This is a genomic window from Phyllobacterium chamaecytisi, from assembly GCF_020164455.1.
Taxonomy (GTDB): Bacteria; Pseudomonadota; Alphaproteobacteria; order Rhizobiales; family Rhizobiaceae; genus Phyllobacterium; species Phyllobacterium chamaecytisi.
Genome location: NZ_JAIQWW010000030.1, coordinates 25,725 through 46,248, shown reverse-complemented (window position 1 = coordinate 46,248; position 20,524 = coordinate 25,725). Strand labels below are relative to the sequence as shown.

General features: G+C 57.4%; 24 protein-coding genes and 4 pseudogenes. 14 read left to right on the top strand and 14 right to left on the bottom strand.

What is annotated here, in order from left to right:
- Nucleotides 1–47 precede the first annotated feature (47 nt).
- From LB462_RS31705 to katE, 3 genes and pseudogenes are all read left to right on the top strand, one after another.
- Nucleotides 48–311: pseudogene (locus LB462_RS31705) on the top strand (DUF982 domain-containing protein); the annotation flags it as partial.
- Between the two features lie 168 nt (nucleotides 312–479).
- Nucleotides 480–974 (top strand): YciE/YciF ferroxidase family protein, encoded by a 495-nt coding sequence (locus LB462_RS28965; protein WP_224515272.1) that lies wholly within the window; start codon nucleotides 480–482, stop codon nucleotides 972–974.
- Nucleotides 975–1,021: 47 nt separating this feature from the next.
- A complete protein-coding gene (gene katE / locus LB462_RS28960) occupies nucleotides 1,022–3,130 on the top strand; it encodes a catalase (RefSeq protein ID WP_224515254.1) in 2,109 nt (702 codons plus the stop codon).
- An 88-nt stretch (nucleotides 3,131–3,218) separates the two neighbouring features.
- Here katE and LB462_RS28955 read toward each other — a convergent pair whose 3' ends face one another.
- Both LB462_RS28955 and LB462_RS28950 read right to left on the bottom strand, forming a co-directional pair.
- A complete protein-coding gene (locus tag LB462_RS28955) occupies nucleotides 3,219–3,944 on the bottom strand; it encodes a DUF6766 family protein (RefSeq protein WP_370637336.1) in 726 nt (241 codons plus the stop codon).
- Between the two features lie 113 nt (nucleotides 3,945–4,057).
- Nucleotides 4,058–4,948, bottom strand: coding sequence for a PhnA-like protein (locus LB462_RS28950; protein WP_224515252.1), 891 nt, complete (start codon nucleotides 4,946–4,948; stop codon nucleotides 4,058–4,060).
- A gap of 650 nt (nucleotides 4,949–5,598) precedes the next feature.
- Here LB462_RS28950 and LB462_RS28945 point away from each other — a divergent pair.
- Both LB462_RS28945 and LB462_RS28940 read left to right on the top strand, forming a co-directional pair.
- Nucleotides 5,599–5,760: a hypothetical protein gene (locus LB462_RS28945; protein WP_224515240.1), complete on the top strand. Its 162-nt coding sequence runs from the start codon at nucleotides 5,599–5,601 to the stop codon at nucleotides 5,758–5,760.
- 242 nt (nucleotides 5,761–6,002) lie between these two features.
- On the top strand, nucleotides 6,003–6,272 hold the full coding sequence (locus LB462_RS28940; RefSeq protein ID WP_224515238.1) for a hypothetical protein: 270 nt from the start codon (nucleotides 6,003–6,005) through the stop codon (nucleotides 6,270–6,272).
- Nucleotides 6,273–6,892: 620 nt separating this feature from the next.
- Here LB462_RS28940 and LB462_RS28935 read toward each other — a convergent pair.
- From LB462_RS28935 to LB462_RS28915, 5 genes and pseudogenes are all read right to left on the bottom strand, one after another.
- Nucleotides 6,893–7,324, bottom strand: a complete 432-nt coding sequence (locus LB462_RS28935; protein ID WP_224515236.1) for a thymidylate synthase family protein — start codon at nucleotides 7,322–7,324, stop codon at nucleotides 6,893–6,895.
- Nucleotides 7,325–7,441: 117 nt separating this feature from the next.
- Nucleotides 7,442–7,594, bottom strand: coding sequence for a DUF6494 family protein (locus LB462_RS28930; protein WP_224515235.1), 153 nt, complete (start codon nucleotides 7,592–7,594; stop codon nucleotides 7,442–7,444).
- Nucleotides 7,595–7,632: 38 nt separating this feature from the next.
- Entirely contained in the window at nucleotides 7,633–7,875 is a 243-nt protein-coding gene (locus tag LB462_RS28925; protein ID WP_224515232.1) for a hypothetical protein, read from the bottom strand.
- A gap of 55 nt (nucleotides 7,876–7,930) precedes the next feature.
- Nucleotides 7,931–8,269 carry a hypothetical protein gene (locus LB462_RS28920; protein WP_224515231.1) on the bottom strand — a complete coding sequence of 113 codons (339 nt, stop codon included), beginning with the start codon at nucleotides 8,267–8,269 and terminating at the stop codon, nucleotides 7,931–7,933.
- Nucleotides 8,270–8,505: 236 nt separating this feature from the next.
- Nucleotides 8,506–8,868, bottom strand: a pseudogene (locus tag LB462_RS28915) (cell division protein FtsZ); the annotation flags it as partial.
- A 148-nt stretch (nucleotides 8,869–9,016) separates the two neighbouring features.
- Here LB462_RS28915 and LB462_RS31700 point away from each other — a divergent pair.
- Entirely contained in the window at nucleotides 9,017–9,319 is a 303-nt protein-coding gene (locus LB462_RS31700) for a DUF982 domain-containing protein (RefSeq protein WP_224515229.1), read from the top strand.
- Nucleotides 9,320–9,419: 100 nt separating this feature from the next.
- On the opposite strand, the gene LB462_RS28905 is transcribed toward LB462_RS31700, so the two are convergent.
- The 3 genes and pseudogenes from LB462_RS28905 to LB462_RS28895 form a co-directional block, all read right to left on the bottom strand.
- Nucleotides 9,420–10,397 (bottom strand): L,D-transpeptidase family protein, encoded by a 978-nt coding sequence (locus LB462_RS28905; RefSeq protein ID WP_224515227.1) that lies wholly within the window; start codon nucleotides 10,395–10,397, stop codon nucleotides 9,420–9,422.
- A gap of 159 nt (nucleotides 10,398–10,556) precedes the next feature.
- Nucleotides 10,557–10,786 (bottom strand): annotated as a pseudogene (locus tag LB462_RS28900) (hypothetical protein).
- Between the two features lie 196 nt (nucleotides 10,787–10,982).
- Complete coding sequence (locus tag LB462_RS28895; RefSeq protein WP_224515225.1) at nucleotides 10,983–11,408, bottom strand: NUDIX hydrolase; 426 nt, start codon at nucleotides 11,406–11,408, stop codon at nucleotides 10,983–10,985.
- A 259-nt stretch (nucleotides 11,409–11,667) separates the two neighbouring features.
- On the opposite strand from LB462_RS28895, the gene LB462_RS28890 reads away from it, so the two are divergent.
- Nucleotides 11,668–12,312: a DUF47 domain-containing protein gene (locus LB462_RS28890; protein ID WP_224515268.1), complete on the top strand. Its 645-nt coding sequence runs from the start codon at nucleotides 11,668–11,670 to the stop codon at nucleotides 12,310–12,312.
- Nucleotides 12,312–13,316, top strand: coding sequence for an inorganic phosphate transporter (locus LB462_RS28885; protein WP_224515223.1), 1,005 nt, complete (start codon nucleotides 12,312–12,314; stop codon nucleotides 13,314–13,316). Before LB462_RS28890 ends, LB462_RS28885 begins: the two co-directional genes overlap by 1 nt.
- 44 nt (nucleotides 13,317–13,360) lie before the next feature.
- Here the strand turns inward: LB462_RS28885 and LB462_RS28880 are convergent.
- Nucleotides 13,361–13,552: pseudogene (locus tag LB462_RS28880) on the bottom strand (PIN domain-containing protein); the annotation flags it as partial.
- A gap of 702 nt (nucleotides 13,553–14,254) precedes the next feature.
- Between LB462_RS28880 and LB462_RS28875 the strand changes: the two are divergent.
- The gene (locus LB462_RS28875; protein ID WP_224515222.1) at nucleotides 14,255–14,869 is read left to right on the top strand and encodes a type IV toxin-antitoxin system AbiEi family antitoxin domain-containing protein; all 615 of its coding nucleotides are present in this window, start codon (nucleotides 14,255–14,257) and stop codon (nucleotides 14,867–14,869) included.
- Between the two features lie 85 nt (nucleotides 14,870–14,954).
- Nucleotides 14,955–15,722, top strand: a complete 768-nt coding sequence (locus LB462_RS28870; protein ID WP_224515220.1) for a nucleotidyl transferase AbiEii/AbiGii toxin family protein — start codon at nucleotides 14,955–14,957, stop codon at nucleotides 15,720–15,722.
- A 638-nt stretch (nucleotides 15,723–16,360) separates the two neighbouring features.
- Here LB462_RS28870 and LB462_RS28865 read toward each other — a convergent pair.
- Nucleotides 16,361–16,792: a hypothetical protein gene (locus tag LB462_RS28865; RefSeq protein WP_224515218.1), complete on the bottom strand. Its 432-nt coding sequence runs from the start codon at nucleotides 16,790–16,792 to the stop codon at nucleotides 16,361–16,363.
- Between the two features lie 375 nt (nucleotides 16,793–17,167).
- On the opposite strand from LB462_RS28865, the gene LB462_RS28860 reads away from it, so the two are divergent.
- The 3 genes from LB462_RS28860 (at nucleotide 17,168) to LB462_RS28850 (ending at nucleotide 19,184) form a co-directional block, all read left to right on the top strand.
- On the top strand, nucleotides 17,168–17,425 hold the full coding sequence (locus LB462_RS28860; RefSeq protein WP_224515216.1) for a hypothetical protein: 258 nt from the start codon (nucleotides 17,168–17,170) through the stop codon (nucleotides 17,423–17,425).
- A 501-nt stretch (nucleotides 17,426–17,926) separates the two neighbouring features.
- Complete coding sequence (locus tag LB462_RS28855) at nucleotides 17,927–18,916, top strand: DUF3991 and toprim domain-containing protein (RefSeq protein ID WP_224515266.1); 990 nt, start codon at nucleotides 17,927–17,929, stop codon at nucleotides 18,914–18,916.
- A 4-nt stretch (nucleotides 18,917–18,920) separates the two neighbouring features.
- Nucleotides 18,921–19,184, top strand: a complete 264-nt coding sequence (locus tag LB462_RS28850; protein ID WP_224515214.1) for a hypothetical protein — start codon at nucleotides 18,921–18,923, stop codon at nucleotides 19,182–19,184.
- 88 nt (nucleotides 19,185–19,272) lie between these two features.
- Here LB462_RS28850 and LB462_RS28845 read toward each other — a convergent pair whose 3' ends face one another.
- Both LB462_RS28845 and LB462_RS28840 read right to left on the bottom strand, forming a co-directional pair.
- Complete coding sequence (locus tag LB462_RS28845) at nucleotides 19,273–19,521, bottom strand: hypothetical protein (RefSeq protein WP_224515212.1); 249 nt, start codon at nucleotides 19,519–19,521, stop codon at nucleotides 19,273–19,275.
- Nucleotides 19,522–19,563: 42 nt separating this feature from the next.
- Nucleotides 19,564–19,782, bottom strand: a complete 219-nt coding sequence (locus tag LB462_RS28840; protein WP_224515210.1) for a hypothetical protein — start codon at nucleotides 19,780–19,782, stop codon at nucleotides 19,564–19,566.
- 17 nt (nucleotides 19,783–19,799) lie between these two features.
- Here LB462_RS28840 and LB462_RS28835 point away from each other — a divergent pair, with 17 nt between their 5' ends.
- Nucleotides 19,800–20,381 carry a hypothetical protein gene (locus tag LB462_RS28835; protein ID WP_224515208.1) on the top strand — a complete coding sequence of 194 codons (582 nt, stop codon included), beginning with the start codon at nucleotides 19,800–19,802 and terminating at the stop codon, nucleotides 20,379–20,381.
- Nucleotides 20,382–20,524: the final 143 nt, after the last annotated feature.

Genomic DNA, 20,524 nt, shown 5'->3' with positions numbered 1-20,524 from the left:
AGTCGTGAGTTATTAAGAAGTAGGTTTTTGGAACAACGGCGCGACGTGTGCCCGCCTTGGTCGTCGATCCCTTAAGGGGCAGTCGCATACCGACTTTGCGCCGCCTCTGCTTGGTCTACAGCGGAACGACATTGGTCGATAAAGCGGAAAAGGGCTGCAATATTGAGGGCCCTCTGGAAGCCTTGTTCTGGATGCTCAACCACTGGCTCGATGAAGGTGGGCCGGAGTACGAAGATGCGATGGCAATTTGTTATGCGTCACTTGAACTGCCTTCAATGCTCGAACATTCGCGCGCCGCATTCTGTGCCGCTGCTCACGAGGCAATGAGTGACATCAGACCGCGTGCTGATTGGGCGAAATCGGTCGCGTTAGCTTCGTCATTGGGCGCTCATCAGCTGAAAATCACGCTAAAACAGGACGACAGGGAACATCTTCGGCGGCGGCAAGTTAAGGTTGCACTTTTGACAAGGAGCATCCCTATGCAGATCAAAACAGTTGAAGACCTGTTCTATGATGGTTTGAAGGACATTTACTATGGCGAGAACAAGATCGTTGCCGCTTTGCCAAAGATGGCGGCGGCGGCGAAGGCGGCAAGTCTAAAGGCCGCTTTCGAAAAACATCTCGAACAGACCAAGACCCATATTCAACGTCTGGAACAAGTGTTCGATGCCTTGGGGAAACCGGCAAAGGGCAAGACGTGCCCTGCCATAGACGCCATCATCGAAGAGGGCGAGCAAATCATCGCGGAGTATGCGGATAGTCCGGCACTTGACCTTGGTTTGATCGCCGGTGCCCAGGCGGTCGAGCATTACGAGATCGTCAAATACAGGGCGCTCAAGAAGCTGGCCACGTCGCTGGGGCTAACCGATGCCGTCGACCTGCTCGATGCCACCTTGCAGGAAGAAATGCAAACCGATGCCGATCTCGACAGTATCTCCGATGCCGGGGACAGCAGCAAAGCCAAGAAAAGATAGCCCCTCGTTCTGCCGCTTCCTGCACTCATCTTCAAAGGATTTACGACATGTCTGAAACACCGGAAAAATCTGCTGATGCAACAATACACGACCAGAAATTGCGCCGCGGCAATGGCGGCGAACTGCATCAGGTTGCTGAAGGCACCACCCCCATATTGACGACCGCTCAGGGCGGACCAGTGGCCGACGATCAAAATTCGTTGAAAATCGGCGAAAGGGGTCCCACCGTTCTTGAGGATTTCCATTTCCGCGAGAAAATCTTCCACTTCGACCACGAACGAATTCCGGAACGGGTGGTGCATGCACGCGGCTATGGAGCCCATGGATTCTTTGAGACGTATGAGTCTCTTGCAAATTATACCAGGGCCGATCTGTTCCAAAAAGCCGGTCAGCGCACGCCGGCATTCGTGCGGTTTTCCACGGTCGCCGGAAACAAAGGGTCGTTCGATCTGGCACGGGACGTGCGAGGATTTGCCGTCAAGCTCTACACCCAGGAGGGGAACTGGGACCTCGTCGGCAACAACATCCCGGTTTTTTTCATTCAGGACGCCATAAAGTTTCCAGACATAATCCATGCTGTCAAACAGGAGCCCGACCGGGCATTTCCGCAGGCCCAGTCGGCACATGACAATTTCTGGGACTTCATCAGCCTGACCCCGGAAAGCATGCACATGATCATGTGGGTCATGTCAGATCGGGCTATCCCGCGCTCGTTCCGCTTCATGGAAGGTTTCGGCGTTCACACATTTCGTTTCGTCAACGCTCAGGATGCATCCACTTTCGTAAAATTCCACTGGAAGCCGAAACTCGGCCTCCAATCCGTCGCGTGGAACGAAGCGGTCAAGGTCAATGGCGCTGATCCGGATTTCCATCGCCGCGACCTGTGGGAATCGATCAAATCAGGCGCATTTCCCGAATGGGAGTTGCAGGTCCAATTGTTCGATCAAGAATTTGCCGACAATTTCGATTTCGACATTCTGGACGCGACCAAGATCATCCCCGAAGAAATTCTGCCGCCGATCCCTGTTGGACGGCTTGTCCTGGACCGGATGCCCGACAACTTCTTCGCCGAGACCGAACAGGTCGCCTTCATGACCCAAAACGTACCACCGGGGATCGACTTTTCAAACGATCCACTGCTTCAGGGCCGCAACTTCTCGTATCTCGACACGCAGCTGAAACGCCTCGGAGGACCCAATTTCACCCATATCCCCATCAATGCCCCCAAATGCCCGTTCGCCAATTTCCAGCAAGATGGACATATGGCCATGCGCAACCCTATCGGCCGGGTGAACTACCAGCCCAATTCATGGGGCGAGGGGCCGAGGGAATCGCCGGACAAGGGCTTCCGGGCATTCGCCGATGCTGAATCTGGTCAAAAAGTTCGGTTGCGGGCTGAATCCTTTGCAGATCATTACAGTCAGGCCCGCCAGTTTTACATCTCCCAGACGTTGCCGGAACAAAAGCACATCGCGGCAGCACTGACGTTTGAGCTCAGTAAAGTCAAAACGCCGGTTATTCGCGAACGTGTCGTCTCCCACCTTTTGAACATTGACGATACCTTGGCGGGGAAAGTTGCTCGGGGACTGGGGCTGAAAGAATTGCCGTCGCCGGCTGACGCCGCTGTTCCCACAAGGCAGGACCTTGCTCCATCACCCGCACTCAGCATAATCAAGAACGGTCCGCAACGCTTTGAGGGCAGGAAGCTCGGCATTTTGTTGACCGATGGCTTTGATGCCAAGCTTGTCCAGGCCCTTCAAAAGGCCCTGCTCGCAGAGAAAGCGATGTTCGAGATTATAACCCCAACAGTTGGCGGTGCTCAAGCGTCAGACGGCTCGTTCATCGAAGGTCACCAGATGATCGATGGTGGTCCTTCTGTGCTTTATGACGCCGTTGCCGTCCTGCCCTCGGAAAGCGGCATGATTGACCTGCTGAGGGAGTCGACGGCGCGGGATTTTGTGGCTGATGCTTTTGCTCACTGCAAGTTCATTGGTTACACCGCCGCTGCCCTGCCGTTATTTGAAAAGGCCGGGATTTTGAACGAGCTGGACGAAGGCGTCGTCCTCCTTGCCGGCTCTAAAGATGTCGCCGCATTTATCGAGGTTCTCGGAAATTTGCGTATTTGGTCGCGCGAACCCAACGTCAAAATGAAGTAAGAAGAGGGCCCGCTCAATCGGGCCCTTTTTTTGACCACCACGATGCCTTCCAATACGCGCACCCATAGGGGCTGGGACCTCCACCGCTTCAAGCCCCCGTTTCGTCATGACCGGCGTCAAGCCCTTTCGATTCCGGCGAACCTTTGAAGCGAAGGTAGATCGACAGCACCACCAGCATTCCGGTCGAGAAGAACTCCGATTGCCAGTTCTGAAAGGATTCGAACCAGAGTTGCGAACTGCCGAGGTATTCAAGAAGCGATTTTGTTTCGTCTCCATGTGCCAGTGCATCGGCGTTCGAGGCGGCGTTGCTGGCGAGGAAATGTCCGACGAACGACAGCACAAACAATACGAACAGGGTCAGACCGAGCGAATAGCGGTAAAGCCAGCGCAGCAGGTTGGAACGGGACATCGCGGCTGGGTAGACGGGCTTTTCGTCGTCGGCCTTTTTGCCGATCGCCTCGTCAGGGTCGCGGGATTCCGCCGATCCGCGCTGGAAAAGGTATGCCGTAAAGACGACATAAATCGCCATCTGCAGCCATTCGCTTTCCCAGTTCTCGAACAGGGCCGACAAAAAGCTCTCATCCATGAGATAGCTGCCGATCGAGATCGCGGGCAGACCGTGTGTCGCGAGCTCTTCATTCTGATAGTGGTATCCGGCAACGATCATACCGACCATGCTCAAGCCGAAGGCGGCAAAGAGCGCTATGGAGAGGCCGTTGTCGCGCAGAAAACGCCGATCCTCGGACTGCTTTTTTGCAGCCCTTCGACTGGAACCTCGTTTCTTTCTCGTCGAGGTATTCGTGTTGCTGCTCATCTGGGAGACCTCACCGTAACTTTTGTCTTCGAAGCAACGATTTGATTGGGGGTGCCCCGCCGTCCAAGAGGATGGCGAGGCGTTTTCGATGACGGCTCCTAAATACCGTTGTGCTACCGGGACCGGCCGAACCTGGTGCCCGCCGTGCCGCCGAACCATCCGCCCGCCGCTCCAAGAAGCAGGGCAAAGAAGGCGAGAATGGCACCGCTCGAGATGACGGTCGTCGTGGTCTGCGCGGTATGGATGGCTTCCTGTTTGATCTTCTCCACCGACGCGGTGTACTGAGCTTGATACTCGTCAATCTGTTTGCGAGCCTGGTCCGCCGGAATGTTGTTGGCGCGTGCCAGTGCGTCGGCGGCGCGTGTTTTTGCCTCTTCGGCCTTGGCGGGATCGCCCGTCAAGGCTGCCTGGATGGAGGAAACCGCTGTCGAGCGCAGCGCTTCAGGATCGGTCCCGCCGCTGGCGCTGCGAATCTGTTCCTCAATTTGACCCATTGGGTTTGTGGCGCTGGCAACCGCCGGTATGGCGGACGATGCGGCTGAACCCACGGCTTGGCCCGCTCCACCGACGACGCTGCTGAGCCCGCTGAACGCGCCGCCGACGAGTGCTCCGACCGAAGTCGTCAACAGGTAAAGGACGACGATGGTGGTGACCGCCCACACTGTCAGTCCATGAAATCCCCCGGTTGATTTCGAAGGGCGGCCTGACAGGCGACTGGCGACATATCCGCCTATGAACGCAGCTATGATGCCCGCCACGACATACCAGATACCTCCGACGATCGAGAAGGTAGACGCCGCCGGATTGTCAGTCGTCGCGGGATCCAGCACAGCTGCGCCGATGCCTACCCCCAACAGATTTAAAAGAAACTGCGATGCCAGGGCGAGGAAGACCCCGGCAAAAATCGCGCCCCACGAGACTTGATTGTAGGCCTCTGCTATTGAGGCGGGATTGTCTGATGCCGGCCATTCGGAACGCCGGCCAACGCTTAACGGTTCTGACATGACAGCCTCCATTGTCTGAATTCACACTTCTGTGACAAACAACCGTCCGGATGGCCTTCCGTTCCTCTTGAGGGAAAATACTTTCCATGGGCGGAAGTGCGGCAGCTTGGTTGGCAAGCGCTGGCAGGCCGTGCTGCAACCCCACGTGTTAGCTGCGTCCGGGGCTATATTGCCCGCAGCCAGATTACGGGAAAATCGCGTGGTGGAACTTCGGGCGTAAGTGGCAGTTAGCAGGAATGCACGATGTTCATTTCAACGAGGCCATCATTGCCGCAGCCGGCCGGCACCGGGTTGTCAGTTCGGTGGCAATGGCTGCAAAGGATAGGGAATCAAAAAGCCTCTGTCGACGTTGCGAGCCTGTAGCCCAATTCAAGTTCGCCTCGGAGGCCCGATGTATTCCAGACTGCACTTCCTTCTTTTGTCCGTTTCCATGATAGCTTTGCTATACCTTCTGAAGGTATAGCCCAAACCAAAGGGAAAGTCGGTGAGTTTTCCGACCTCGTCGTAGAAGGCTCCATCCTTGAACCGGAGAAGCTGCAGGTTAAGGACGACGCCAAGCTGATGGCCCTCACCAAAGACCTTCAAAGGGAACTTTGGGTTGCCAAGGGTGTTTGAAACTCCACGAGACGAACAACAAAAGAGGTAAGCCAATGACGCCCCCTGTCACCCCGCCCAAACCCGATGACAATGATATTCTACCCGAAAAGCCCAAGCCGAAGGACACGCCCTTTCCGGCACCGGGGCAACCGCCAACTCCCGGACAACGAGCCGATCTTAAGGAAGATGACAGCAAGCGCCCCCGCAAGGCATAGCCAGATCGTGTTCGTCACCCTGCCAAAGCCTCCGACGCAGCGGTAATGGGAACCAAAATACTGGTCGCAAGTTGACCCCACAGAAGACATCGATGGCGAACGCGTTCGGTAAGGGCCAGTCCGCGAGGGCTGTCAGGACGAGGTTGAGACATTCGAGAGCAATACCAAAGAAAACGAACACGCCAGGCGAACACCGTCGGATTGAGTGCAATGCCCTGTTTGCCGCAAATTGAGGAAAGAGGATGACCGACAGCAAAACAACAACCGACCACAAAACAATTCGGCGCTGGTCTGAAGAGCGCAAAGGTGTTCCTTCCAAGGTGGTAGAAAGCGGCGAAGGCGGCATCCTGAGGATTGACTTCGGCGAACCGGAAGAAGGTTTGGAGAAAATCTCCTGGGAAGATTTCTTCAAGGTCTTTGACGAACGCAAACTCGCCTTTCTTTACCAGGACAAGACGGCCGACGGCAAAATGAGCCGCTTCAATAAATTCGTCGCCAGAGACGGGTCATAGACGCAATCTCCGGTTTACGGTTTGGACCCATTGGAAAAAACTCGGTCCATCTATGTGTCGACATGCAAGGATTGTTCGCGCGGGAAGTGCCTGGGCCGTTTGCTGGTGGGATCGCGTCTTGCCAAATATTCACAAGCTTGTAGCGGTCAACGCTGCACGCACCATTTTCACAAGGTTCATTCCCGCCGGCGATCCGACACCGCAGGATGCACTTGGAAGCGCCACTATTCGAGATGGCCGGAAATGATCCTCGGGCGGGTAGAAAAATCACGTGTCGATCTGGTCCCGAAACTCGCGCTTTATGTTCCATACGGAGAGTGGTCGAACAGGTCGAGGCCGTCACTTGAGAACGCATAGCCGAAGCTGCGAAGAGGGCCCTAGAACCGCCTTGCGCCGCGGTTGGCCAGGACCAAGCCAGCTACAGTGGTTTCATCAACTTGAGCTCGTCGACAATAGCTCATCAGACGCAAAATCGAGTGTTCCCTGGAAAAGGCGGCAATCATTGGGCAGTATGGTCGACTATCCGTTGGGACCAAAAACATGCCAGCTGGTGACACGTCGCCGGTTGTCCGGTTCATAGAGAGATAGGCGATAAGCCCGGATCGATACGAGCCCGGCGTTCAGCGGTTGTGGTGATTTCTGGCAACTTGGCCACCCTCCGTAAGCCATCTTGCATCGAACCAGCGGTCCGCCGGCCCGTCATAGGGCAGCCGCGTGACATCCCAGTGGCTGACGAAGCGTGCGTAGGCGTCCCAGACCGGTGGGCCGCCGCCGATGAAGACCACACGGCCAGCAAAGCGCCGGAGCGTGTCCTCGGGATCCATGCTGGAGCGAACGACGACAAGTTCCCGATCCGCCCGAGCAAAATCCGGAACGCTCGCGATCGTCTTGGGGCCGGCGAGCAGGACGTGTCCTCTCGTGACGTCGAAAAACCGTGCAACGTCAGCGACGAACTCCGGCGACCGGTCGCCTTCCCATGGAAGGCCGCCTTTGAGGCCGAGCTGTCCCGCTTGCCCGATGGCACAGACAACCCTAACCACAGCCTTCTTCATGAGAACTCCATCCCTAGCTGGTCTGATGGATCTGTTGCAACGTTCCGGTTACCCGAGGCATGGAGCGGCTTGCATTCAGCTTTACCCGCGTCGACTTGCTTGGTTGCTTCGCCAAGCTTACGCAAGTTCGATCGCGCCGTCCACCACGTGGGTGAGGCCCGTGCCATCCGCCGTCAGCGTCATGCGGGCCTTCAGCTTCTTGCCGCTGATCTGCCTTTCGCGCACCGTCTCCTCGATCTTGCGCTGTGACTCGGGTGAAGGCGACAACAACGATAAGGCGCGCGAGATGGGCTTGGGCGTCAGCCAATTCAGACATCCTTTTTCTTCATCAATTTCGACAACTGGGTTTTTATCGCAAGCGCGATATCGCCACGCCGCGCCAAGGACAGGTTGTCGGCAATCTCGATTATGGCGGACAGTATCTCGTCCCTGTGCCAGCCTACGTCGGACGCTTGGCCGACCAGTTCGATCAGTTTGTCCTCAATCGCCAACTGGCATGCATCAAAGCGCTCGGGATGATTTCTGGAAAAGTGTGGTCTCGGAATTGGCATGATACCTTTCTCCTCAAAGGATATCTCATTCATCGGACATCACCTCTGCAGCGTTTCAGCCGGATCGCTCCTTCTCAGTGAGCTCTGTTGGAAACTCAATGGGTGCCAGACCCTGCATGACACGAAGCTTGTTCGCAGTCGTGACGGACAGGTTGGTCCATATGTCGGCTATCGTCTCGGCCGCTTGGGTAAGGTCGTCGTCGATGTCGTCGTGCTGTTCCATTTCCTCAATGATACGATCAAAGGTCTGGGCGCCTTGCTCGACCACACGGTAAAGCCTGGCCGCCTGCGCAGCGCTCAAATCGGCGATCTCAAGCGTCTGGGTAACATCGTCTGCGATCTGCTTGGCGAAGTCTGCCTGCTCCTGCAGCGTCAAAATCCAATCGATGGCCATGATCTCTCCTAAAACAAATTCGCAGAGCCTATCGCCGCCGTCAATCCGCCTGTGCACCGTTGGGATTGTCGCAAACGTCGAACTGAGGCACTACAAACCGAGCCGCACAGGGGAGAACCATTCGACCCATTAGCGAGAAGCGCACTGGACGCGGGTTACCTGCAGCGCTACAGCGCGCGCCGTGGCAAGAACGAAACGTTCCCATCGCCAATGCCAAACGCGCCTATTGTGTCTGCGCCATCAACGTGATCGATGCCAGTCGCAACAACCGAAACCCGGAATGTTCCTTCAAGAGCGGTGTCGAACGTGGCTCCCAAAATGATGTTGGCTTCGTCGTCCACTTCCTCGCGAATCCGCGTGGCCGCCTCATCAACTTCGAACAAGGTCATATCCCGGCCGCCTGAAATGGAAACCAGGACGCCCTTGGCTCCTTTCATCGAAGCGACATCGAGTAGCGGATTTGCAATGGCCGCTTCAGCCGCTGCTGTCGCTCTGCCAGCGCCTGAGCTCTGCCCGGTACCCATCATGGCGCGGCCCATGTCGCGCATCACCGCCCGAACATCGGCAAAATCCAGATTGATCAGTCCTTCGCGGACCATCGGGGCAGGGAGTTTGCGCGACTATGCCCGCCACGGTTCCCTTGTGAAACTATTGATCGATCATGAATTAAGATTAGTTTCAATATTCTGACGCTAGTCCTGATGCTGTAATTGACATAATTTTGCGGTCATCGTTTAACTGCCCCGCATGAAGGATCGTCCGTTCCACATTACTGTGACCATCGAGCCTAGACTGGGAAAGTTTCGCTATGTCAGATCTGCAGGCGAGGCAAACAGGGTATTATTGCAAGAGTGGAACGGCCCGAGAGGCCCGAAATATTTCGCGGCACTTGTCGCTGTCAAAGATAGTCTTGCAGAAAAGAAACCACCATCGCATGCCAGACGAGCGTTCATCGCGGCTGCGATTGAGGCGCGGATACTCGCGGACCATGTCGTTACACCGGTTGCAGACGCGCGCCTGACATTCGCATTCCGTTCGGCCGCCGAATAGTCAGCTGATCCAAAATGCCGTCTTTGGCAATCCGGTGACCAATCCCGATTGCCTCACACGCGCAGGATGAGAACACGACATCCCATCTACGGCGATACCTTCAGTTGACGAACCGGACCACAACGCCAGGCTTCACCATTCCAGCTAGCTCTTCGGCATCCCAGTTTGTCAGACGAACGCAGCCATTCGACCCGACTTTATCGATAAGTTCGGGATCAGGCGTTCCATGAATGCCGTAGGTTGGCTCGGTGAGATCTATCCAGACAGTTCCGACCGGTCCATTGGGGCCCTTGGGGATGGTGAGGACCTTGTCGTTGTTGCCTTGCTTGAAGTTGACCTTTGGATTGTACCTAAAGACAGGCATCCGTGCGACGCCCTTCACCCTGTGCGTTCCCCCTGGAGAAGGATTGTCCTCGCTGCCAACTGTCGCAGGATACGCCGCTAAAATGACATCGCGATTATCGTAAGCCGTGACCTGCCCAGTGGTCTTGTCGGCTTCGATGCGGGCCACATTTCCTTGGCGCGCGGGACCGGGTTTTGCTACCTGGACTGTCTCGCCAGGGACGAAATCCGAACCTGGATTAAGCGCAGTCAGCAAGTCGATATGCATGTGGAAACGCTCTGAAAGCCTTTCGGCGACGCTGGTGTAACCCAAGCTGGGCATCTTGGCCTTTTCACCATAGTCTGCGGGAATATGGTCCACGAGGCTTTTAGCGTCGTCCGCCGTGACCGTGTAGCTGCCGATAATCGGGCCACCCGTCTCCAGCCTGCTGATGACATCGGGGTCGATTGTGCCGTCCGGGGGCATCCCCGTCATCTTTTCGAAACTGGCCACCGCCTTGGTAACATTCTTCCCATACATGCCGTCGATCACGCCCGGCGAGGAACCCGCACGGTCGAGGAGAACCTGGAGGCGGACGATCGCAGGATCGGGATCCGCTGATGGTTTGGGGCCGCGCTTCGTCGGGATGGTGGACAGGGATGCAGAATTGATCGCGTCGGCTTTGACCTCTGCGGCTTCAGCGGCAATGACGGAAACGAGCAGAAAGAACGTGGACATTCCAACAATTGTTCTCATGTTGGCTCAAATGGAGTAGCGATGAAGATGTTCCGAAAATAGCTGTTCTTCTGTGTGAGCGTGTGATCAAGTCCGCTTTTCTGTGAGGCTTTTGATTGCGGCATTTCGAGATGCCGATAGTCGACGCGGTGATCCGCGGACTGGATCCAGATTATCGATCTAATTTTGACCATCTTCCCTGTAGTAATGAAGACGAGAGTGATGTCGACGGCATAGCCAGCGGACTTGCAGCGGTTCCTCGTAGCGTGATGTGCGTCGACAGCTTCAACGCCGCAGAGTTCACAGGCGTGTCTTTCCAACGGTCCAGCTTTCAGCGCTTTTTGCACCGCCTAACTTCCATCATATGTTTTCGGGTTCGCGCGACGCCAGTCTGCCTGCCTTTGTGTCACTTTCGATCGTTATGTTGGGGTCCTGTCACGTGCTTTGCGTTTGGCAACCAAGGCAAAATAGAATATCAGACCCGTTGGCAAGGTATGCTGCCCAAGTTCAAGACAAATGCCCTCTTATCGGCGTTTTCAAGACAACAGTTATGATTGTATCGATTTCGAGCAATGCCGGTAGGAAACACCAGCGTCTTAAACGCTTTCAACTGGATTTCACCGATATTTCCGAAAACCCTTGCACCTCCTTGATAAACGAAATGAGAGCTCGATCGCTGACCATGACTGCCGCCCGGTCCGGATGTACCCATATTCTCGTGCGCTCGCCTTGCTCGGGCCATTGCCACAATTGCTCGCAGACGGCCAAGGTATAGACTGAAACCCTGATCTGGATAGACATTCTGGAAAGCTCTTTCCAGTAGAGGTATTGTCCAATCGGATGTTTCGAGACCGTGCCAAGAACGCCCGCCTCTTCCTTGGCCTCCTCTGCGGCGGCCTCGGCGTCGCTCCGCCCTTTCATTCGCCATCCTTTGGGAATGATATAGCGTTTGGTACGTCGGGTTGTAATCAGAAGAATTTCAACCTGTCCATCGTCCCCGATACGGTAGGGCAGGGCGGCAACCTGTGGCATGACCCCTTTCTTCCCCGGGCTTTGGATATTACGCTGTCCTCTTCTGCGCGACATCTCGTTCTCTGATTTTGATTACCAATGGCCGGAAGCCTACCGCCGACGAAAGGTCATTATGGGCGGATTCTACTTAACCGTCTAACCAATTTCGAGGCTTCTGGTTCCGAATTTGCCTTGGTCCTGGTTGAAGTGGCGGGCTGATCCAGCTATGACGGAACAGGCCGCCGCGGATCGGAAGGTCGCCAATGGGAACGTGCCCGCCATGCTAAAATGGTTTCGCGCTTTATTGCCACGTGAGGACCGTTTCTTTGATCTTTTTGCCCAGCATTCGCGCGTTGTTGTTGAGGCAGCCAAAGCCCTCAAAGCACTTCTCGGCGGTGAAGGCGAGATTGAACATCACTGCAATCGCATCATCAAACTTGAAAATGAAGCCGATGAAATCACGCGCGAGGTGTTGCTTGCCGTGCGGCGCAGTTTCATTACTCCCTTTGACCGCGGCGATATCAGCGACTTGATTCAGTCGTTGGACGATGCCATCGATACGATGCACAAGACGGTCAAGACTATCCAGCTTTTCGAGCAAACAAGCTTTGATCCTCGTATGCGTGAAATGGGCGTGCTCATCGTAGAAGCCGCGGAATTGGTCGCAGAAGCAATTCCGCTTCTCAACCGCCTGGGAACGCATTCGGGCCGGCTGAGCGCCATTGCTGAAGAAGTCGTGCGCGTCGAAGGCCGCGCCGATGATCTGCACGATGAGGGGCTGAAAGACTTGTTCCGTCGCTATGGCAAATCCGATGCCATGGCCTACCTCATCGGCAGCGAGATTTACGGTGAGCTGGAAAAGGTTGTCGACCGCTTTGAGGACGTCGCGGATGAAATCAGCGGCATCGTGATCGAGAACGTTTGATGGATACAGCGCTCAGCTTTCCCCTGCTGGCGGGTCTGATTGCGGTTGCGTTGTTCTTTGATTTTCTCAACGGGCTGCACGATGCGGCCAATTCGATCGCGACCATCGTGTCGACGCGGGTGCTCCGTCCGCAATATGCTGTGCTGTGGGCGGCCTTCTTCAATTTCATCGCCTTCCTGTTCTTCGGCCTGCACGTTGCCGAGACATTGGGGACCGGGATTATCGACCCGACCATCGTGACACCCCGGCTGATCTTTGCCGCTCTCATGGGCGCGATAGTCTGGAACATCGTCACATGGATATTCGGGATTCCGTCGAGTTCGTCGCACGCACTTGTCGGCGGTCTGGTCGGTGCGGGCCTGGTCAGGACAGGTTTTGACGCTATCGTATGGACCGGACTGCTGAAAACAGTTGGCGCAATCTTCATGTCACCGATGATCGGTTTCTTCCTGGCACTTTTGCTTGTGCTGATTGTCTCCTGGATTTTTGTTCGGCAGACACCATTCGCCGTCGACCACACATTTCGCGGTCTGCAATTTGTCTCCGCCTCACTTTATTCGCTCGGGCATGGCGGCAATGACGCGCAGAAGACCATGGGCATCATTGCGGTGCTGCTGTTCTCGCAGGGGTATCTCGGGACAGAGTTCAGGGTCCCATTCTGGGTCGTCATTGCATGTCAGTCGGCGATGGCGCTTGGCACAATTTTCGGCGGCTGGCGGATCGTGCATACAATGGGATCAAAAATTACCAGGCTCAATCCCATGCAGGGTTTCTGTGCTGAAACCGGGGGTGCAATCACGCTGTTCGCAGCGACATGGCTCGGTATTCCGGTATCAACAACGCATACGATCACCGGGGCGATCATCGGCGTTGGAGCAGCCCGGCGCGTTTCAGCTGTCCGCTGGGGACTGGCGAGCAACATCGTCATCGCCTGGCTGGTCACCATGCCGGCAGCGGCATTTATTGCAGCGCTGTTTTATGTTGTTGCCGGGCTCGGTCTGTAAACTTTGAGCGGTATGACAGCGGCACGAGATGACGTAACGCGTGGGAACCACTTTTCAAGCACGCGCCGCCGTTTGCCGGCGGGCTTTTCAAGCACGCCTCGGCGGATTTCCGCAATGGTGAGCGACGAGATGCAGAGATCTTTGTCGGCCTGTTTCGCCGGCCAGTCAAACAGCGCTTCTGACGGAGTTGGCCAGGTAACGTTGCTGATGATATTTGTGTCGAGCAGGAACCGCATCACATCTTGACTTTGCACCCCTCATCCAGGGTACGAGTCAATTCGAGCTCGGCGCCGACAAGCGGGGAGCGCGGAGCAGCAAGAATGCCAACCTCTCGAGGAGGTTCGCCAGAGATCGACCTGCTGACGGTTGCGCGTAGCTCTGAGGCGTCGGAGCAAGGAGGAAATTGCTCTCTCTGCCCTTTGCATCTCCATCCGCCGCGATGACTAAGACCGTGTCACCGAAGTAAGTTGAGGCGGCACACGGTTAACGTCGTGGCGCAGGAAACGGGCTTTGCGGACGGCGAACGCATGCGCTGCCCGTTCCTGCGGACCTTCGGCCTGCCCGCTATTGCGACGGAACGCGCAGCGGGAGGCGGGGGCGGCTCCTGACTTCGGGTCCGGCTAAGGTTTTCTGTCACGATTGGCATCTGCAGGGCGCATTTTTTGGGTAAACCGCCCACAACCCACTAAGCAACGAGCCTGGGAATTGACCGTTCGACTAATCGCAGGAGTCGGATGTTGCGAGCCCTCGCAACCACACCTTTTCGCGATATGCTAAGCTGGAGGGCAGGTGCTCAAATTCGCCCTGATTCGAAAATGTTCGGCAGAATTTCAAATGGATAGTCGTCGCTGGGCGGATTCTTGCCTCCATCTATCTGACCTTTCTGTTACAAATCCTTGTATATTGCAAATTAACATCGAGGGTTTATAACATTCATTATGATTGCTCAAACCCACCGAGATCGCGCCCTGGAGGTCGCACGGCGACAAGGAATCGCGCGGGGCAGCGATTTCGATGCCGCTGGCGTGCCGCGCGTCTACCTGCAAAGGCTGCGTGACGAGGGAGTTCTCCAGCAGGTCGGTCGTGGCCTCTATAAACTGGCGAATGCGGAGGTCGCCAGTGCCACCAGCCTGGCTGAAGCCGCACGCATAAAGCCAAAAGGGGTCATCGGCCTGCTGTCGGCGCTGCAATTCCACAACCTCACGACCCAGACGCCGCATGCCGTCTGGATGCTGCTCGGGCCAAAGGACTGGGCGCCGTCCAATCCATCGGTCACGCTAAAGATCGTCCGCGCCAGCGGTGAGGCGCTGACGGCCGGCATAGAGATTCATCAGGTCGACGGCGTGCCCGTTCCGATCACCTCGCCAGCGAAAACCGTCGCCGACTGCTTCAAGCACCGCAACAAGATCGGTCTTGATGTTGCGATCGAGGCACTGCGGGACCTCATCAAATCGCGAAAGGGGCGGGCAGGGCTGAACGAGCTTTGGCGTTACGCTGAGATCGACCGTGTCCAGACCGTGATGCGTCCCTACATCGAGGCCATGGTTTCATGAAGGCGCGCCTAAGAATATTGGCGTCTCTGTACGCGATCGGCTGACTCAGCATGCTCGCGAACGTCGCGAGAACGCCCAGTTGCTGATGACGCGTTATGCCATCGAGCGTGTGCTTTATCGTCTAAGTGTTTCGCCGTACCGGGATCACTTCGTCCTCAAGGGCGCGATGTTGTTCAGCCTATGGGCGCCTGTGCCCTACCGTGCTACCGGCGACCTCGATCTCCTCGGCTTTGGCGAGAACGCTCCTGTTGCCATCGCCGCTGTATTTGCGGAAATCCTGGCCACAAAGGTTGAAGATGAGGGGGTAATCTTTCGGCCGGATACGCTGCGTGCCGCCCCGGCGCGTGAGCAAGACGAATATGCCGGCGTGCGGTTGGACTTCGTGGCGGAACTTGCTGGCGCGCGCCTTGCCATGCTTGTCGACATTGGATACGGCGATGCGATCACGCCGGGCCCGGTCGATATGGAATATCCTTCGCTTCTGGGGCAGCCGGCACCGCATCTTAAAGCCTATCCACCTGAAACTGTTGTGGCGGAGAAGTTCCAAGCCATGGTGGCGCTGGACATGCTCAATTCGCGCATGAAGGATTTTTTCGATCTCTGGGCCATTGCGGGTGCCTTCGCCTTTGAAGGAGAGGTTCTGGCGCGGGCGCCAGACGACCTTCGAGCGCCGCGAGACGCGGCTTCCCACCGAAACGCCACTGGCGCTGACGGCGGGCTTCGCCGACGCCAAGCAAGTCCAATGGGCGGCGTTTCTGAAGCGAACCGAGATCGCCCTCGTGCCGCAGCCCCTTCCGGAAATTCAGGCGCGCATCGCCGAACTTGTGATGCCACCCACGATCGCAGCGGCTAAGTCTATGCCTTTCAATGCGCAGTGGGTAGGCGGTGGTCCCTGGATTGGCGCATAGCATTTCGAGGTTGCACATGGAACTCTGCCGAGGCCCGACGGCATCGCTTTTCCAAGTGCGATATGGTTTGATGACGGTACTTTTAGAGGCAGATTCGGGCGCGTCGCCGGACGTCGGGAGGTGCAAAAATCGTCCTGGATCCCGATAGTTACTGAAACCCCAGAAAAATTTTTGCGCCGCTTTCCCTTTGAAATCAAAAGCGTAGCATTTTAACAGACCCGGCGTCGGAATTTTCTCGCCGCCAGAAAGTATTTGCGAGCGATTTCAATTGGTTATACGCTGTTTAAACCATAGAGTGTAGGGAAATCGGCGGCAATAGCGCAATTCGGCGGGGTTATCGCCCTCCGCTCCTGTGCCCCGCGAGTTGTCTTTGATCGTCTCCGGCACTCCTTCTAAACAACTTCCAAAACTGAAACGCGGTTGACGTTGCAAGTAAAGCGCTTTCCATACGGCGTAGGGCTCGAGCGTATCACAGCGTGCAAATAGGCTGGTCTGCTCGCGCCTTCAGTCGATGACGTGGCGAGATTTCTTACGTTCATAGTTACACTCAGATCATTCAGGCAATTGTGCGAGCCGTCGTTGTTTATCCAACCAACATACTGCGCAAGCGAGCGAACATGCGCTGTCTCGCGATAAGTTTGCGCAGATAGTGGGCTGCTGTCGCAGCGCTCACGCTGGCGCCGAAATGGCAGTAACAGATAACTTTGTGTAACTGATTGTCGGTCAGTTGGAAGAACCGCATTGCTTCGCCGTAACTGTCATTTTCCAAACCGGCTGCGCGAAGGAGGGTATCTTCGAAAGCAACCGAGATTGGTGAGCTGTCGGCCCGCATGGCCCCGCGCGCTCTTATCGGCTGGTTCTCGGTCTGGTGCAGCGTCGCGAGACGCCGAGTGGGGTTCTGTTCAAGGAGTTCAGCCCAGCGTTCAAGTCGCTCGCTGCGCGACATGACGTGGCGCGGGTAGTCCTGACCGACCTCGGCGATGACTTGCAATTGCTCGAGTGCATGGTGTTTCATTTTGGCCTCCTGTCGATGATGCGACATCAACCAACTGTGATGAAAAATGTTCCGGCTTCGCGGTGGACGATGAAATAATTCGGAGCGACAAAACAGGTGACACAATCCATATGCCGCGCAAAGAACGACGTTGCCGCTCATGATTGAAGTCTCGACGACGAAGGCCGGGTCATCCACATCGGGAGTTTGTCCAAGTCCGTCGCGCCCCGGTTGCGGATCGGCTGCGAAATGCTTATGACTTATGTTTCATCTCGCCTCCGATCAGGAGCGGAAGCCCGTTGAAGAGATTGCCAACAAAAGCCGCGATACCATGTCGATAGAGCCGTAGAGGAAGCCACATCCCGCTCAGCCAACTGGGACGGTTTGTTTGCGATTATGCCGCTCTGCGTTTTCGCCCTGATCGCTTCTGAATTCATGCCTGGCAGCCTGCTCGCGCCGATCGCGGACGAACTCCGCATTAGCGAAGAATCGGCCGGGCAGGCGATCGCGATCTCCGGCGCTTTCGCCGTCGTCACGAGCCTGTTCATCTCGTACCTTGCGGGCCAATGGGACCCAAAACTACTCCTGCTTGCGCTGACGGGATTGACGGCTGATGCGCGCAGGTCTCCTCACATCCGTAAATACAGTGATTGACGCGTGGGTCCCGGGTTGAATTTTTTGTTAAGGAATCCATCGGCAACGGCGCGCGCTATGTCGCCATCGCTACGGAGCTCGGTGGCGTTCGATCACTGGCGAAAACGTGCATTGTAAGCCTTGGCGTTGGATGCGCGATCCTCGCAGGAATAACGATCGTTGGCCTTCCAACCCGCACTCTTGGGTCCGGTCCCGCCTTTCAGATCCGGCGAAGAGTTCAGCATCCTTCCGAACCACGAACGCGACGATGAAGACGATCTGAAGATCGTCCACGGCCGGCTCATTGAGCCGGCATTTCCTTTCGGGTGCCGCTTGCGAGCGGCAGGCGGCAAGGGAAGCTTCGCCGCGGCTGAAGCGGCCGGCTGGCACAATGCAGATCTGCAGCTTGTCAGCCGCCCCCTTGCCGCCTTTGCTCTTCGCGGGCCGCCGGAAACGGTGCCGCAAACTGCGGGAAGAGAAGAGTTAGTAAAGAAAGGCGGACGCGCGAGCGCCGGTAGAAGCATGGAGAGACAAGAACTGGAAGAACTGCGCGAGCGCGTCTCGTGCGCCGTCATGCTGGAGCAGGCCGACTTTGCTGTCGATGTGAGAGAGAGCACCCGCAAGGCGGTGAAATACCGGCGCGGGGCGGACATCATTATCGTCATTCATGAGGGGAGGGGTTGGTTCGATCCGCTCTCGGACGCGAAAGGCGACGTCTTCCGTCTCGCCGAACATCTTGACGGGGTGTCCTTCGTGACAGCGCTTGACCGTGTCGCCTCGCTAGTGGGTTTCATATCCAAAGAGCCTGTCTGGAGCAGCCCGCCTCGCGGTTCAGCGCCCACCGGTTCCATGCCGCAACGATGGGATAATCGGCGCAAGCCATCAAGGGGGTCGACGACGTGGCGCTATCTGCACGTCGAACGATGCCTGCCCGAGGCCATCATCCGCGAAGCCATCCGTCGTAATATGCTGCGGGAAGGCCCATACGGCAGCATGTGGGCGGCGCACCTCGACGATGAAGGTGTGCTCACCGGTTGGGAGGAGCGCGGTCCCGCCTGGCGTGGCTTCTCGAGCGGGGGTTCGAAGGTGCTGTTCCGGCTTGGCTCCCCCGACGCAGTTCGTCTGTGTGTCACGGAAGCTGCGATCGACGCAATGAGCCTCGCCGCCTTGGAAGGGTTGCGGGAGGGCAGTCTTTATCTCAGCACCGGCGGGGGATGGTCGCCGAAAACGGAAGCGGCGGTTCGCGTGCTCGCCGCGCGTCCCTGCGCCCGGATCGTCGCCGCCACCGATGCCAACAGCCAGGGAGAGGCGTTTGCCACTCGTCTGCGCGACATCGCCGATGAAGCCGGCTGCGACTGGTTGCGGCTCGCGCCATGGGCTGATGATTGGAATGAAGCTTTATGCGTTACGGAAAACCATGCTGTTGGGCACCAGGCTGATTATGTAATCGATCGGTCGTCGGCGGTGATGCCGCGCGTTGGCGCCAAAATGCAGACAACTCGCCGAGATTGAGAAAGTGACGGCAGCCGATGTCGATGGCGCTGGTGGCGCCGAGACGAAAGCCGATGACACCGCGCCGGAGACGATGGGTCCTATAGCGGATGGGTTGCCCGCATCGCCGCCGACGCCATCGGCGCTGACCAGTTCCTGCCCAACATGGCCAGCGAGGCGTTTCTCTCATGCCTGCCGCGCCCTGCGCTCAAAGCCGTGGCGGAAACTGCCGCATCAAGCTCAAGGACACCCGCTCGGCGGCAGGCGATCCGGCGAACAACGGCGCTAGCTGTTCGACGAGGCGCTCTACGATATCGGCGCGTTCGGTTTCCTTATCGACGAGGCCCGTGACCGCCAATATACGGGGCCATCGAGCTTCATTGACTGGGCCGAGCCGTGAAATGCGGCGTCAAACCGGAAAGACCGCTCGGCACACCAGGACCGCCCATGCGTTGCGGCGGCGATCGGCAAGAGCAGGAAGCGCATTTGTGCAGGACGAGCCGGCCGAACCGCACTGACCTCTCGACCTGCGCGTGAGGCTCGACCTGCGGACCGCCGCGCGCCGCGACGGACATGACCGATGCCGTCCGGTTACGGGCAAAGACGTCAAGCAACTTCCGGCTCAAGTCCTCGGGTTTGCTGCGGTCTGAACCGGACAAGCGGTCTGGTCAAAGGCCGCGTGCCGCGCCGCGCAGCGGCAGGATCGACGCGCTTCGCAAGGCGCGGCCGCGTTTGCTGCAGACCGCGATGCGGTCCGCATCCTCCGCAGCCCCACCCCCGCTCCATCGCATCGCCCTGACCTTGGGCCAGGCCGCTTGCCCGGTTCGTGTCGACCGCACCCGAGGGACAGTGCCGGACGACGGCAGACCCGGGCTTTGCTCAACCACGCACAAGGACATCGATCATGACATTGCTCAACCGCTCCTCCAGGGCCCGCCCAGCCGCACAACGCGCCACCACCCTCGAAATGGTCCGCCTCGCGTGCCCCAACGCGCCCCAGGCAAGCCGCATCTGCGAAAGCTTCGGCCTTGCCATCGTCGACAGCGACGGCATCCGCGAGCTTCACCGCAACCAGCTCATCGGCAGCGCCGAAGCGCTGAAGGAGGGTCTCGCCGAAAAGGCCATGCAGATCCACATGCAGCGCATCGTCAGCGCCTTCGTCGGCTCCGCCTACGGCGCCGGGCAATTCTACAGCCGCGCGGTCACCGAGGCGCGTGACCTGACCATGAAGCTCTGCAACGATGATCGCAGCGAAGATGTCGACGGTGCGGTCGGCTTCGACAGCCGCGCCCAGCGCAAGCGCGAATTCGCCGCCGATATGGGCGTGCAGGCCCACGTGCTGCGCATGGCTGCCGAAGGCGCCGTAGCAGCCTACGAGGACATCACCGGCGACGCCTGGAAGCCCTATGAACGCGCCGGCTCGGCGGCAGCGGCTCCGTCGATCGGCCAGAAGGCCGCGTCGCTGCAGATGTCGGCCTTCGATTGAACCGAAGGGGCGAAAATCCCTTCCTTCATCCTGGTGAAGCCGGCGCGTTTTAAGCGCCGGCTCTCCTTGTGTTGAAAGCCATGCGCCGATCACGGTTCGTCCCGGTGAGCGGTCTAGCGTCGCCGGAGTTGGACGGTCGCAAC

What these genes read in the sequence shown, in the direction of transcription:
- LB462_RS28875 (WP_224515222.1), top strand. Translation starts at nt 14,255, where the DNA reads ATGATTGCTCAAACCCACCGAGATCGCGCCCTGGAGGTCGCACGGCGA.
- LB462_RS28935 (WP_224515236.1), bottom strand. Translation starts at nt 7,324, where the DNA reads ATGAAGAAGGCTGTGGTTAGGGTTGTCTGTGCCATCGGGCAAGCGGGA.
- LB462_RS28865 (WP_224515218.1), bottom strand. Translation starts at nt 16,792, where the DNA reads ATGAAACACCATGCACTCGAGCAATTGCAAGTCATCGCCGAGGTCGGT.
- LB462_RS28870 (WP_224515220.1), top strand. Translation starts at nt 14,955, where the DNA reads ATGACGCGTTATGCCATCGAGCGTGTGCTTTATCGTCTAAGTGTTTCG.
- LB462_RS28835 (WP_224515208.1), top strand. Translation starts at nt 19,800, where the DNA reads ATGACATTGCTCAACCGCTCCTCCAGGGCCCGCCCAGCCGCACAACGC.
- LB462_RS28925 (WP_224515232.1), bottom strand. Translation starts at nt 7,875, where the DNA reads ATGCCAATTCCGAGACCACACTTTTCCAGAAATCATCCCGAGCGCTTT.
- LB462_RS28890 (WP_224515268.1), top strand. Translation starts at nt 11,668, where the DNA reads ATGCTAAAATGGTTTCGCGCTTTATTGCCACGTGAGGACCGTTTCTTT.
- LB462_RS28955 (WP_370637336.1), bottom strand. Translation starts at nt 3,944, where the DNA reads ATGAGCAGCAACACGAATACCTCGACGAGAAAGAAACGAGGTTCCAGT.
- LB462_RS28905 (WP_224515227.1), bottom strand. Translation starts at nt 10,397, where the DNA reads ATGAGAACAATTGTTGGAATGTCCACGTTCTTTCTGCTCGTTTCCGTC.
- LB462_RS28940 (WP_224515238.1), top strand. Translation starts at nt 6,003, where the DNA reads ATGACCGACAGCAAAACAACAACCGACCACAAAACAATTCGGCGCTGG.
- LB462_RS28860 (WP_224515216.1), top strand. Translation starts at nt 17,168, where the DNA reads ATGCCGCTCTGCGTTTTCGCCCTGATCGCTTCTGAATTCATGCCTGGC.
- LB462_RS28950 (WP_224515252.1), bottom strand. Translation starts at nt 4,948, where the DNA reads ATGTCAGAACCGTTAAGCGTTGGCCGGCGTTCCGAATGGCCGGCATCA.
- katE (WP_224515254.1), top strand. Translation starts at nt 1,022, where the DNA reads ATGTCTGAAACACCGGAAAAATCTGCTGATGCAACAATACACGACCAG.
- LB462_RS28855 (WP_224515266.1), top strand. Translation starts at nt 17,927, where the DNA reads ATGGAGAGACAAGAACTGGAAGAACTGCGCGAGCGCGTCTCGTGCGCC.
- LB462_RS28885 (WP_224515223.1), top strand. Translation starts at nt 12,312, where the DNA reads ATGGATACAGCGCTCAGCTTTCCCCTGCTGGCGGGTCTGATTGCGGTT.
- LB462_RS31700 (WP_224515229.1), top strand. Translation starts at nt 9,017, where the DNA reads ATGAAGGATCGTCCGTTCCACATTACTGTGACCATCGAGCCTAGACTG.
- LB462_RS28920 (WP_224515231.1), bottom strand. Translation starts at nt 8,269, where the DNA reads ATGGCCATCGATTGGATTTTGACGCTGCAGGAGCAGGCAGACTTCGCC.
- LB462_RS28895 (WP_224515225.1), bottom strand. Translation starts at nt 11,408, where the DNA reads ATGCCACAGGTTGCCGCCCTGCCCTACCGTATCGGGGACGATGGACAG.
- LB462_RS28945 (WP_224515240.1), top strand. Translation starts at nt 5,599, where the DNA reads ATGACGCCCCCTGTCACCCCGCCCAAACCCGATGACAATGATATTCTA.
- LB462_RS28965 (WP_224515272.1), top strand. Translation starts at nt 480, where the DNA reads ATGCAGATCAAAACAGTTGAAGACCTGTTCTATGATGGTTTGAAGGAC.